Raw genomic sequence first — 12,193 nt, forward strand, 5'->3', positions numbered from 1 at the left:
ACGCTAACCAACAGCCGCGCCGGGAGGTGCCCGATGAACCCGTATCGCCGGATCCTGTTGATCATGACTGAGGTTCAGGCCAATGCCGCGCTGTCCCGGGCTATGGCCTTGGCTGAGGCATCTGGTGCTGCCCTGCACGTGCTGGGTATCCATGAACCGGGCGAGCTACGCCTGCGCCACGAGTTGCAGACAACCCCGCTGCCTTCCGTTTCCTTCATGCACTTCAGCACAGAGCTCAAGGCGCTACTGGACGAACAGCGGGCGAGGGGGGCACGCCCAGGTTTCGAGGCCGTGGAAACCGCCAATCCCCGTGACCAGGTGCCGGCCTGTATCACCCGCTACGCGCCAGACCTGGTGATCAAGGGCTGCCCGGGCTGCTCCCTGACCGACCAGCTGGCCCCGACCTCGCTTGACCAAGTGCTGTTGCATGCGAGCGAGGTGCCGCTGATGTTCGTACCGGCCAATGCCCCGGCCCTGCCAGGTAACGTGCTGGTCGCGGTGGATGTCTCCCATCCCTCGCCACTCAATGACGCGCTGGTGATGGCAGGTCAGCAACTGGCGACGCAATGCCAGGGCCAGTTGCACCTGCTGTCGGCTTACGACCTGCCAATCGCCATGCTGGCCAACCCAGACCTCGCCGGCCCCTGGGCGGACGAAGTGCGCGAATCGCTGCAGTTGCCGTTCGATGCGTTGGCCGATGCCCATGGCATCGCCCACAGCCATCGGTTCTTCAGCGAAGGTGCGCCGTTGCGCGTCATCAAGTCCCATATCGCTACGCTGGGGGCCGATGTGGTGGTGGTCGGCGCCGTGCAGGCCAGAGGATGGGCCAAGCTGATCGGCGATACCACCGAGCGGCTGGTCAGCCATGCGCCGTGCAGCATCCTGACGATCAAGCCCGCACGTGACAGTTGAATCAGGCGGTATCGCCTGTTCGGCCACGGCGCACCACCTCCACGCAGAATTGCGCTTCGTACGGAGGCACATGGCATTCGACGATATCCTGCGTCGCGACCTGTAGGTGAATGCCGACGATATCGGCACGCACCGGTTGGCGGCAGACGTGGCGGTCGACGAGCACTGCGCTGATGAGATGGCGCGCACCCAGTTCGGCGAGGTAGGCGCAGGTACGCAGCAGAGAGTGCCCTTCGTAGAGCACGTCGTCGACCACCAGCAAGGTGGTGCCGGCAAGGTCCAGCTTGGCGAGCTCAGGGTTCTCGGTGAGTTGAGTATGGGCATGCAGGAGGCTGAGGTCATCCGCGTAGCGCTTGACCTTGATCGGGTAGAGCGGCAATGGCGCAGCACCGGTCAGGGCTTGCAGGTGCAGTTGCAGGCGCTGCGCCAGCGGCTCACCACGCCGCTGAATGCCTACCAGCGCCACTGCGGACACAGGCAGACGTGCCAAGGCCTGGCGGGCCATCGAGCGCAGCACAGTGTCCAGATCGTGTTCGTCATACAGGCGGACCCTAGATGCAGCGGTGCGATTCATGGCGTTTTTCCTCTGCTGGATAACACTGTTCGGGAGCTTACCCGGACGCCCTGAGGTGGGCTTGATAAAAGCCAAGTGATAGCTCGCCGAGTCACTGCCAAGTGCGTGAGTTTCCCGGTTCTGATCCAGGTCAAACAGGCGGCTCGAATGCGCGTTACGTTCTGGATGATTGCTTTCGAGGCTGAGCCCTGAATATCCATGAAGCGATTTGCGAGCGACGTTCGACCCGTGCGTTCACCGCCGAGCCTGTCGAGCAGCATCTGATTGTTCGCCTGCTTTGCAACTTTGTCATTGGTTGACAGCACTGCGTTGAGCAACGGGTAAATGTGGAGTGTCTGGAAAGCCCGCGATGCTATTGAGAGAGCATGATGGACAACAGCAAGCTTGACACCGTCGCCGTTCCCGCCATCGCCGCCAGGGGCCTGGGCAAGTGGTTTGGCGATGACGCCGCTCGGGTCAAAGCGGTCGACGACGTGACGTTCAGCGTGCGGTTCGGCGAAATGGTCTACATCGTCGGGCCTTCCGGCAGCGGCAAGACCACGCTGTTGAGCATGCTCTGCGGCATTCTGCGCCCCGACACTGGCAGCGTCGTCATCAATGGCCAGGACATCTGGGCCCTGGATGCTGACCGCTTGGCCGAATTGCGGCTGCAGTAGTTCGGTTTCGTTGCACTTCAAACGGCCCGGGAAGTGCTGGGCATTGTCGGGCTTGCCGAGCGTGCTGAACTGACGCCCGCCAAACTGTCTGGCGGCGAACAACAACGGGTGGCGATTGCACGGGCGATGGTGGGCCAGCCTGGCCTGCTCATTCTGGACGAGCCAACGGCATCGCTTGACGGTGACACCGGCAAACTCATCATCGCCTTCGTCAGGGAGCACGTGCTCAGCCCACGCTGCTGCGTACTGATCGTCACCCATGACACCCGCATCGAGCGCTATGCCGATCGAATCGTGCACATGGAGGATGGCCGGGTCATGGACGGCGATCCAGTGCGGCCGTGAAATGGCCCTGGCTGTTGGCATTGGCCACGCTGGGTGGAGTGGCCGGATTGATCGCAGCATTCCTATTCGCCCGCACGCCTCACCCGTTGCCACCTGCGTTCCCGCCCGCCAGCAGCAGCTTCCAGGCGGCCATCTATGTCGATCCTACGAAAAAAATAACTTCCCTTCTTTCGCGCTAGCTTGAGCGAGGTCTCGCTCATAGACCCTTCGATCGAAACGCTGGCCACCCTCACTCAAAAAGCTCCAAAGCCCGCTGCCTGCTTCAATCGCGGTGGCGAGCAGCATCCTCAACGTGCACTTTTTATCATTCACATGCGATAAGCCGTGATTATTAAGCCTTAGATTTCACTTGAAATTCCCTTTTCATAGGAACAAAATCCCTACGTAATTACATAGTACGTATTATGTTACGAAATCGTAGGAGCAAACATGGCCCGGGGCGGTATCAACAAGGCAGTAGTGCAGCAGGCGCGGCAAGTGCTGATTGCCCGGGGTGAGTACCCCAGCATCGATGCAGTACGTATCGAGTTGGGCAATACAGGTTCGAAGACGACTATTCATCGCTATCTGAAAGAACTGGAAGGGCATAAGCCTGTTGCCCTGCAAGGCCAGGCTGCGCTCAGCGATTCGCTGACCAGGCTGGTATCGCAATTGGCTGCACAGGTACAGGAGGAGGGGGACGCACGGGTCGAGCAGGCCGAAGCCGTGTTCCACGAACAGCGCGAGCAGCTGGAGGCGCAGTTGCAACTGGCACAGCAGGCACTGGCAGCCGCTCACCAGCAACAGCAGATCCAGGCTGCTGCGTTGGCTGCCGAATCGGAGCGCCTGGCGACCGCCCTGAACTCGCTTCAGGCCGAGCAGTTGCGCAGCGCCAGCTTGAACCAGTCACTGGGTGAATTGCAGGTGCGTCTGAACGACAAGGATGAACAGGTGCGCTCGCTGGAAGACAAGCATCGCCATGCCCGTGAAGCACTGGAGCATTACCGCAGCGCCAGCCGCGAACAGCGCGAGCAGGACCAGCGCCGCCACGAAGCGCAGACCCAACAGTTGCAAGTGGAGCTGCGCCAGCTGCAACAGGGCCTGATCGTCAAGCAGGACGAGCTGACCCGCCTGCACCGCGACAATGAGCGAATGCTCGGCGAGCACCGCCAGGTCAGCGGCGAATGCAAGGCATTGAACGAACTGGTCGAGCAGCGCGACGCGCAAATCCAGGGTTTGCGCACGATTCTCGCGCAAGCCCAGGGCGCCAGCGATGAGATGCGTCGGCAGCTGCAGGCGCAAACGCAAATCCTGGAAGACAAACGAGGCCTGTGTGCCGAGCAGGGCAGGCAGTTGCAGCACCTGCAGGACGAACTGTTGAAACGCGACGACGCACTGCAGGCCTGTCGCGCACAGCTCGCTGCAAGCAATTGAATCAAACTTCCCGAGGTATCTGCGTTCTTCCATAGACACTCCCGGGAGAGCGCAACATGAACAAGCCAGAGCAACATCGACAGGGGCCACATTCTTCAGAGCAGGCCAACCGGAAGGATGACCTCGGATTCGACCCTGACTCACCGGACCTGAACGATCCGCAAGTCGATCCGCAAGGGCCGGCGAAGCCGCCAAGGGACGATGAGAAGGCCAAGAGCAAGCACTGATGCGGGCTGCCCCATCGCCGCTAGGCCGGCGATGGGGTGCTGCACCTCAACTCTCCAGTTGCTTGGCTGCCTCGACTCCGGCCGATGACAGCTTGACCGGATAGCTCATGCTGATCTGGTGATCAGCGTCAACCGCCACAGCGCCGTCCTGGATCAGGCCGTGTTCCTGCAGCGTCTTGAGCATGCCGGCCACGGCCTTTTCGCCGCGGTAGTTGTCCAGCAACTCCTTGCCCAGCCCTTGTGGGTGGGCGTGTAGCAGTCGGGTGAGGATTTCGCTTCGCAATGCATCGTTAGTCATGTGTGGCCTCGTGTCGTGGGTCGGTCACTTGCCGTGGGTGGCCTGGAGTGCCTTGGCCTGCTCCAGGTGATGTTCCAGGGTCGGCAGGGTTTCGCTGGCAAAGGCTTTCAGCTCAGGCTTGTCTGAGGAAGCCGCTTCCTTCTTGAACAGCTCCACGGCTTTCTCGTGGGCGTCGACCTGGTTGTTGACGTACGACTTGTCGAACGACTCGTCGCGCCATTCGAGGATCATCTTCTTCACTTTATCGGTCAGTGCGGCCTCGTCCGGCACGCTTATATCCAGTTTGCGGGCGATGTCGCCGAGTTTCTGGTTGGCCTTGGTGTGGTCGGTGACCATCTGCTGGGCGAAGGTCTTGATCTCCGCATTCTGGCTTTTTTCCATGGCCAGGTTGCCGGTGACCGTCTCGGCGATCCCGGCCTCTGTGGCGGCCTCGACAAAATCATCGGAAGTGGCGGCCAGTGCCTGCAGCGATGCCATGCCCAGTACCAGCGACAACCCGGCGCGTTTGATGAACAGATTGCTCATGCCTGACTCCTTGTAACCGTTGGCGCGACCTCAGTGTCGCGTACGGTTGAGCCGGGTCCGGCGGCAAAGGTTTCGTTTTTCTTGTCGCCGGGCGACCACCGTGAGGCACCTCGGCGCTGAACTATAGTCATAGGTGGCATACGCTTGAGGGCAAGGACTTCCATGGGTGCGGCCAGAAAGCAGGACGAGGACGCGCTGTTCACAGTGAGCGGCGAGGGGCGTGCCGTGGCGCTGTTCCGCTTGGTGCTGTCGTTCATGGCCGTGGTGATGCTGGTGTTCGTGCTGGTCGAAGGCTGGCGTACCTGGCGTGACTACCGGCTCGCTTTCAGCGCTGCTGAAAACATGGTCACCAACCTGGCCAGGGCTACCAGCCAGCATGCCGAAGATGCCATACGCCAGGTGGATGCAATTACCGCAGCACTGGCCGAGCGCCTGGAGGGTGACGGCTTCGACCACCTGGACCGCCGCCGCTTGCATGCACTGCTGGCCCAGCAGATGGCGATCATGCCGCAGCTGCACGGTTTGTTCGTCTACGGGCCGGACGGCAGTTGGCTCGTGACCGATCGCGACGCGATCCCGCCCAATGCGAACAATGCTGACCGCGACTACTTCATCTTTCACCGTAACCATACCGATCGCAGCGTGCACATCGGCTCGGTTGTGCGCAGCCGCACCACCGGTGACCTGGTCATCCCCATCTCGCGCCGGCTCGACAACCGCGATGGCAGCTTCGCCGGGGTGTTGCTCGGTACCATCAAGGTTGACTGGTTCGTGCGCTACTACGGCAATTTCAAGATCGATGAACGAGGCGCGTTGGTACTGGCCAAGCGCGATGGCACCATTCTGGTCCGACGGCCGTTCGTGGCGAAGGTGGTGGGGCGCAGCCTGGCCAACAGCGAAGTGTTCCGCAATCACCTGCCTTATACCAACGAAGGCCTGGCCGAAGCGGTGGCGGTGATAGACGGCACCCCGCGCCTGTATGCCTACCGGGCATTGTCGAGCTACCCTCTGGTGGTGGAGGCGGGCTTGTCACGGGAATCGATCATCGCGCCCTGGCGGCACGATGTGATCAAATCGGTCGCGGTACTGTTGCTGCTACTGGTCGGCCTGGCCGCGTTCGGGTGGGTGGTGCTGCGCCAGGTGCGCGAGCGCATCGCCATCGAGCGGGCGCTGCACCAGGCGCACCAGACCCTCAAGTCGCTGGCAATGACTGACAGCCTGACCGGGCTCGGCAATCGCCGGCGCCTGGATGCGGTGTTCGAGGCCGAGTTCAAGCGGGCCCGGCGCCAGGGCTACCCGATCGCGCTGGTGATGCTCGACCTGGATTACTTCAAGCTGTACAACGATCGCTATGGTCATCCCGCCGGGGATCAGTGCCTGCGGCGCTTTAGCGAGTTGTTGAAAACGGCACTTAAGCGCCCGGCAGACCTGGCGGTACGCTACGGCGGCGAAGAGTTCACCTTGTTGCTACCTGACACCGATGAGCCTGGCGCCGAGCTGGTCGTCGAGGACATCATGCAGGCACTGCTTCGGCAGGCAATCGTGCATGCCGCGAGCCCGTTGGGGCGGGTGTCGACCAGCGCCGGGATTGCCGTAGGCCATCCGTCGCGTGATGCCATCACACCGGAAAGCCTGATGGCGGCGGCCGACGCTGCGTTGTACCAGGCCAAGCGGCAAGGGCGCGACGGTTACACGGTGGCAGCGGCCATGGCGGAACGTACCGAGTGAGCGGTCAGGCCAACGGCAGGCGCATTGCGCAGCGCCCTGTTAAACCATGCGCGCGCTCTGTGGCCAGAATGCCCTGCAACCTTGCCCCGAGTTGCGGTTGATCGAGCACTTCGAAGCCGTATCGCGCATAGAAGGGACCATTCCAGGGCACTTGCGCAAAGGTGGTCAAGGTTACCTCCTGCGCCCCCTGATGCCGCGCTTGGGCACACGCCCGGTCCAGCAATTGCCTGCCGATGCCTTGCCCTTGTGAAGCCAAGCGAACCGAAAGCTCGTGAATGTGCAATGCCTGGCCTTCCAGGCGCAGGCACACAAAGCCCAGGACCTGCCCCTGGTCATCCTCGGCCAACCAGCTGCCTTGGCAGTCTATGAAGGCCTTGTGCGCCTTTTCGTCCAGCCCCTCGGCACGTGCCAGCCAGGCCAGATCGGGCAGCCGCGCGAACGCGTGTGCGGCGGATCGCTCGACGGCAATCAGCTCGGCGATGTCATCGGGCTGGGCGGGGCGTATGCGCATTGAATGTCCTCCATGGGCTGGCAATAGTCTGCGGCGAGATGAGTGGGGGTTGCAATGAGCTTGTTATAACGTAACATTTATTGTTTCCAAGCCACGCGAGACTGCCTTGATGACTGAAGAGGAACTGCTGCGTCAGGCGCCTGCAGCCTACATGAACGAGGTTCAACAGCAATTTTTCCGCACCCTGTTGCTTGGCCAGCGCTTCGACCTGCAAGCCCGTATCGATGTGGACTTCCAAGGCTTGCGCGAGCAGGAAGTGCACAGCGACCCGGCCGACATCGGCAGCGCCGAAGAGGAACGGCAGTGGCGGCTGCGCTCACTGGAGCGGGAGAAGAAGCTGCTCGACAAGATCGACCAGGCGCTGGAGCGCCTGGCCCGTGGCGAATATGGCTGGTGCGAGGAAACCGGCGAGCCGATCGGCCTGCGCCGCCTGCTGCTGCGCCCCACGGCAACGCTGTGCATCGAAGCCAAGGAGCGCCAGGAACAGAAGGAGCGCCACCTGCGCGATGAGCGTTAGTCCGCTGCCAGTACCTGTGGCTGCAACTGCCAGCGAACCGAGCTTACGCCTTTTTCCAGGCTCACCCGGCTGACCAGGCGTTCCAGTTGCGCAGGGGCCTGCGGGTTGCCGAGCAGTTCGGCGCGCACTTCCAGGCGTGCCGGGTTGGCCAGGTCCTCGCTGTGCAGCGATTGCAGGCGCAGCTGCGGGTCGCCCAGGCTGTGAAGCATGAGGCTGCGTACCTGGATTTCATCCTCGGCACGGCAGATGATGCGCACTTCGTAGTGCTGTTCGACCTCGTTGGCCGGCAGGACTTCCTGGCGATCAAGACGCTGGGCAATGTCGCGCAGCAGGATGTTGGCACACAGCACCATCAAGCTGCCCAGGGCCGCTTCCAGCAACAGCCCGAGGCTGCACAGCACGCCGACGGCAGCGGTGCACCAGAGGGTCGCGGCGGTGTTCAGGCCGCGCACGTTGAAACCGTCGCGCATGATGACCCCGCCACCGAGAAAACCGATACCCGACACCACGTAAGCGGCAACCCGGGAGGCGTCGGTAGGGGCCATGCCCGGTACTGCCTGGGTCATCAGCACGAACAGGCAGGCACCGGTGCTGACCAGCGCGTTGGTGCGCAGCCCGGTAAGGCGCTGGCGCAGTTGGCGCTCGGCACCGATCAGGGCGCCCAGCAGCAGGGCAATGCCGACGCGCAGCAGAAAAACTTTCCAATCCATAGCAAACCTCTTTCACGGGCACACGCCCGCACGGTTGAATAACCAGAAAATGCGCAGGACCACGAAAGGGAAAGCGGGGGACAGCCTTCAAAGGCTGGGGAAATCCACCGTCTGGCTAATGGCGAGACAGTGGCAGGCAACTGCCGGACTAGCTCGCCGTGTGGGCCTGTCGCAAGCGACTGGGGCTACTGTCCAAAGCAGGGCTCCTGTTAAGGGATGCGAAATTGCGGGGCGGACGTTACGCCGCCAGCTACACCGGGTCAAGGGCAAAAACATGACAAGGGATTCATCCGGAAATGCCCTACACCCTGTGACGCTGCATGGAAATAAACGTGGGTAATCGGTACCCTTGCGCCATTCTTCGCCATACCCCGGACCGTTACATGCTGTTCAATCTCGCAGTGCTGCTCGGCACCCTGGTGGCCATGGAAGGTGTCGGCACGCTGGCTCACAAGTACATCATGCATGGCTGGGGCTGGTGGCTGCACCGATCACACCATGAGCCGCAGCTGGGCATGCTGGAAACCAACGACCTGTACCTGGTGGCGCTGGGCCTGATTGCCACGGCGCTGGTCGCCCTGGGCAAGGCCGGGCATGCGCCATTGCAGTGGGTGGGGGCTGGCGTGGCCGGGTATGGGGTGCTTTACGTGCTGGCCCACGACGGCTTCTTTCACCGGCACTGGCCGCGCAGGCCGCGGCCGGTCAACCGTTACCTCAAGCGCCTGCACCGCGCCCATCAGCTGCATCACGCCGTGAAAGGGCGCACGGGCAGCGTCTCGTTCGGCTTCTTCTACGCTCCGCCGCTGAAGGTACTCAAGCGCCAGTTGCAGGCGCGGTTGCCACGCGACCGCGGCTGACCCACCAGCCAAAACCGGCTGCGGTGAAGAACATGATCAGGCTGTATAGCGCGGCTGGCACGGCCATGGTGGCGTTGTTCAGCAGCGATGGGCTCAGCGCCAGGGCGATGGCCAGTGTGCCGTTGTGGATGCCGATTTCCATACCGATGGCGATGGCCTGCCGCTTGGGGATGCTCAGCAGGCGTGGTACCCAGTAGCCGAGCACCAGGCTGATCAGGTTGAACAGCAAGGCTGCCAGGCCCACCACCGGGGCATATTCGACGACGGTCTGCCAGTCCTTGGCCAGGGCCAGGACAATGGTGAATACCAGGAACAGTGCCGCCACCAGCTTCATCGGTTTTTCCATGCCGGTGGCAAAGCGTGGTGCCCAGCGGCGGATCAGCATGCCCAGGGCCACTGGCAGCAAGACGATGGCGAACACCTGCATCACTTTGGCAAATTGCAGCGGGATGGCTTGGTCCGACGCCATGAACCAGGCCAGGGACAGGTTCACCAGCAGCGGCATGGTCAGGATCGCGATCAACGAGTTGACCGCTGTCAGGGTGATGTTCAGCGCCACATCACCGTGGGCCAGGTGGCTGAACAGGTTGGCGGTGGTGCCGCCGGGGGAGGCTGCCAGCAACATCAGGCCGACGGCCAGCGCCGATTCCAGGCCAAACCCATTGGCGATCAGGAAGCAGATCAGTGGCAACAGCAGGATCTGGCAACACAGGCCGATCACCACCGGTTTTGGGTATTTCACCACGCGGGCGAAGTCGGCCAGCGTCAGGGACAACCCGAGACCGAGCATGATGAAGCCCAAAGCCAGGGGGAGAAACGCAGTCAGCAAGGGTGAGGCGGTCATGGGCAGGCACTCGGGCAAAGGATGCAAGCAGTCTAGGCCGGCCCTACGGACTGGCTAATTGCAATGCGCCAGCACTTGGTAACTGTTTGTTACCGGATTCCCGCCAAACCTTGGCGTACAGCGCTGCCATGCCGCATTGCGACAGGCGCCCGGTCGCAGTAGCATTCCCGCTTTTGCCGAGGATTCGCCTGTCATGCCGTTCCAGCAAGGTCTGCTTGCCACCCCAGTGCCGGCCCATGCCCGTCATCTGTTCTTCGCCCTGCAGTCGCCCGAGGCGCTGCCAGCCGTACTGGATGCACTGCTGCCGCAGGTCGATGGCCAGAACCTGATCCTGGGTATCGGCGCGCCGCTGGTGAAAGCCTTTGGCCGCGACATTCCTGGCCTGCGTGCCTTCCCGCAGCTGGATGCTGCCGTGGAAAACCCTAGCACCCAACACGCCCTTTGGCTGTGGCTGCGCGGCAGCGAGCGTGGCGACCTGTTGCTTCAGGCCCAGGCACTGGAACAGGCATTGGCCCCGGCACTGCGCCTGGCTGACAGTGTCGATGGCTTCCTGCACCGTGGTGGTCACGATTTGACCGGTTACGAAGATGGTACCGAGAACCCGGTGGACCTGGACGCTGTGCAAGCTGCCATTCTTGCCGGCGAACAACCAGGCCTGGCAGGTTCCAGCTTCGCCGCTTTCCAGCTGTGGAAGCACGACCTGGCGTATTTCAATTCACTGCCCCAGGCCGATCAGGACAACATCATGGGCCGCCGCCTGAGCGATAACGAAGAGCTAGACGACGCCCCAGAGTCGGCCCACGTCAAGCGCACCGCCCAGGAAAGCTTCGAGCCGGAAGCCTTCATGGTGCGCCGTTCGGTCGCCTGGGCCGATAGCCGTGGCGCCGGCCTGGCCTTCGTCGCCCTGGGCCACAGCTTCGATGCCTTCGAGGTGCAGCTGCGGCGCATGAGCGGCCTGGAAGACGGCATCATCGACGGTCTCTACCGCTTCAGCCGGCCGCTGACCGGCGGCTACTACTGGTGCCCACCGATGGCCGAGGTGGGTGTAGACCTGAGCGCGCTGCTGCAGGGCTGATCACTTAACATCCAGATACAGAAACACCGGTCAGTGCAGGGTAGAGCGGCTAGCCTTGAAAGTTTCCGACTGATGACGGGAGCTTTGCCATGTACAAGCGTCGCGAAGTCCTACGCGCTGGTGCGACTTTAGGCCTTGTGGCCGTCAGCCCCTGGCTGCATGCCGCTGGCTCCGCCGGGTTGCTGACGCGCAAGGTGCCGTCCACGGGCGAGGCCTTGCCGGTGATCGGCGCGGGCACATCCGGCAGTTTCGAGGTGGAGGCCGGTTCCGCCGAATACCAGCAGCTCAAAAGGGTGCTCAAGGCGTTCTTCGACGGTGGCGGCAAAGTCATCGACACCTCGCCCAATTATGGCGGTGCCGACAGCATCCTCGGGCAGTTGCTGGAGGAGGGCGGGTGGCACCGGCAATGCTTCATCGCCACCAAGATCGCCGCCGATAGCCGGGCCGATGCCCAAGCGCAGTGGGCCGGCACACTCAAAAGCCTGCGTACCGACAAGGTCGACCTGCTGCAGATCCACAACTTGCGCGACTGGCAGACGCAATTGCCCTATGCCCGTGAGCTCAAGCAGCAGGGCAAGGCCCGTTATGTCGGTATCACCCATTACCTGAACAGCGGCCACCAGGATGTGGCGCGCATCGTGCGCAGCGAACCGCTGGACTTCATCCAGATCAACTATTCGGTGAATGCCCCACAAGCAGCGCACGAACTGCTGCCCTTGTGCCAGGACAAGGGCGTCGCGGTGCTGATCAACCGTGCCTTCGACGACGGCCGGCTGTTTGCCAGGGTAAAAGACCAGGCCTTGCCGGCGTGGGCCGCCGAGGCCGGTATAGGCAGCTGGGCGCAGCTGTTTCTCAAGTTCGCCATCAGCCACCCGGCGGTGACTACGGTCATCCCCGCGACCGGGCGCCCGGAACGCCAGCTCGACCAGCTCAAGGCCGGGCATGAACCGCTGCTCAGCCAGGCGCAGCAACAAGCGCTGATCAAGCAGTTCGCCTGAGGC

14 protein-coding genes and 1 pseudogene are annotated in these 12,193 nt (G+C 62.5%); 9 read left to right on the forward strand and 6 right to left on the reverse strand.

Translation table 11 applies throughout. The annotated features are described in order from the left end of the window. The first annotated feature begins 33 nt into the window (after nucleotides 1-33). Nucleotides 34-912, forward strand: a complete 879-nt coding sequence (locus tag H040_RS09795) for a universal stress protein (RefSeq protein ID WP_027917291.1) — start codon at nucleotides 34-36, stop codon at nucleotides 910-912. A gap of 1 nt (nucleotide 913) precedes the next feature. Here H040_RS09795 and H040_RS09800 read toward each other — a convergent pair whose 3' ends face one another. Beyond that, nucleotides 914-1,486, reverse strand: a complete 573-nt coding sequence (locus tag H040_RS09800) for a bifunctional pyr operon transcriptional regulator/uracil phosphoribosyltransferase PyrR (protein WP_027917292.1) — start codon at nucleotides 1,484-1,486, stop codon at nucleotides 914-916. Nucleotides 1,487-1,854: 368 nt separating this feature from the next. Here H040_RS09800 and H040_RS09805 point away from each other — a divergent pair. The 3 genes and pseudogenes from H040_RS09805 (at nucleotide 1,855) to H040_RS27465 (ending at nucleotide 4,127) form a co-directional block, all read left to right on the forward strand. Further along, nucleotides 1,855-2,487: pseudogene (locus H040_RS09805) on the forward strand (ABC transporter ATP-binding protein). Between the two features lie 429 nt (nucleotides 2,488-2,916). Further along, on the forward strand, nucleotides 2,917-3,900 hold the full coding sequence (locus H040_RS09810; protein WP_027917293.1) for a DNA-binding protein: 984 nt from the start codon (nucleotides 2,917-2,919) through the stop codon (nucleotides 3,898-3,900). 56 nt (nucleotides 3,901-3,956) lie between these two features. Then, a complete protein-coding gene (locus H040_RS27465; protein WP_177326670.1) occupies nucleotides 3,957-4,127 on the forward strand; it encodes a DUF6021 family protein in 171 nt (56 codons plus the stop codon). Between the two features lie 46 nt (nucleotides 4,128-4,173). Here the strand turns inward: H040_RS27465 and H040_RS09815 are convergent, their stop codons facing one another. Together H040_RS09815 and H040_RS09820 are read right to left on the reverse strand one after the other, a co-directional pair. Next, the gene (locus H040_RS09815; protein WP_027917294.1) at nucleotides 4,174-4,425 is read right to left on the reverse strand and encodes a hypothetical protein; all 252 of its coding nucleotides are present in this window, start codon (nucleotides 4,423-4,425) and stop codon (nucleotides 4,174-4,176) included. A 24-nt stretch (nucleotides 4,426-4,449) separates the two neighbouring features. After that, on the reverse strand, nucleotides 4,450-4,950 hold the full coding sequence (locus H040_RS09820; RefSeq protein ID WP_027917295.1) for a DUF4142 domain-containing protein: 501 nt from the start codon (nucleotides 4,948-4,950) through the stop codon (nucleotides 4,450-4,452). 162 nt (nucleotides 4,951-5,112) lie between these two features. Here H040_RS09820 and H040_RS09825 point away from each other — a divergent pair, with 162 nt between their 5' ends. Beyond that, complete coding sequence (locus H040_RS09825) at nucleotides 5,113-6,678, forward strand: sensor domain-containing diguanylate cyclase (RefSeq protein ID WP_027917296.1); 1,566 nt, start codon at nucleotides 5,113-5,115, stop codon at nucleotides 6,676-6,678. A 4-nt stretch (nucleotides 6,679-6,682) separates the two neighbouring features. On the opposite strand, the gene H040_RS09830 is transcribed toward H040_RS09825, so the two are convergent. Continuing rightward, nucleotides 6,683-7,189, reverse strand: a complete 507-nt coding sequence (locus tag H040_RS09830; protein ID WP_027917297.1) for a GNAT family N-acetyltransferase — start codon at nucleotides 7,187-7,189, stop codon at nucleotides 6,683-6,685. Between the two features lie 109 nt (nucleotides 7,190-7,298). Between H040_RS09830 and dksA the strand changes: the two genes are divergently transcribed. After that, a complete protein-coding gene (dksA, locus tag H040_RS09835) occupies nucleotides 7,299-7,706 on the forward strand; it encodes an RNA polymerase-binding protein DksA (RefSeq protein WP_027917298.1) in 408 nt (135 codons plus the stop codon). Here the strand turns inward: dksA and H040_RS09840 are convergent. Beyond that, nucleotides 7,703-8,416 (reverse strand): MgtC/SapB family protein, encoded by a 714-nt coding sequence (locus H040_RS09840; RefSeq protein WP_027917299.1) that lies wholly within the window; start codon nucleotides 8,414-8,416, stop codon nucleotides 7,703-7,705. The two genes, dksA and H040_RS09840, sit on opposite strands and share 4 nt — an antisense overlap. A 383-nt stretch (nucleotides 8,417-8,799) precedes the next feature. Here H040_RS09840 and H040_RS09845 point away from each other — a divergent pair, with 383 nt between their 5' ends. Next, the gene (locus H040_RS09845) at nucleotides 8,800-9,273 is read left to right on the forward strand and encodes a sterol desaturase family protein (protein ID WP_027917300.1); all 474 of its coding nucleotides are present in this window, start codon (nucleotides 8,800-8,802) and stop codon (nucleotides 9,271-9,273) included. On the opposite strand, the gene H040_RS09850 is transcribed toward H040_RS09845, so the two are convergent. Further along, entirely contained in the window at nucleotides 9,230-10,117 is an 888-nt protein-coding gene (locus H040_RS09850) for a bile acid:sodium symporter family protein (RefSeq protein ID WP_027917301.1), read from the reverse strand. The two genes, H040_RS09845 and H040_RS09850, sit on opposite strands and share 44 nt — an antisense overlap. Nucleotides 10,118-10,310: 193 nt before the next feature. Here H040_RS09850 and H040_RS09855 point away from each other — a divergent pair, with 193 nt between their 5' ends. Then, on the forward strand, nucleotides 10,311-11,192 hold the full coding sequence (locus H040_RS09855) for a Dyp-type peroxidase (protein WP_027917302.1): 882 nt from the start codon (nucleotides 10,311-10,313) through the stop codon (nucleotides 11,190-11,192). An 89-nt stretch (nucleotides 11,193-11,281) separates the two neighbouring features. Further along, nucleotides 11,282-12,190: an aldo/keto reductase gene (locus H040_RS09860; RefSeq protein WP_027917303.1), complete on the forward strand. Its 909-nt coding sequence runs from the start codon at nucleotides 11,282-11,284 to the stop codon at nucleotides 12,188-12,190. The last annotated feature ends 3 nt before the right edge of the window (nucleotides 12,191-12,193 follow it).

The sequence above is a fragment of the Pseudomonas sp. URMO17WK12:I7 genome (genome assembly GCF_003269045.1).
GTDB lineage: Bacteria > Pseudomonadota > Gammaproteobacteria > Pseudomonadales > Pseudomonadaceae > Aquipseudomonas > Aquipseudomonas putida_J.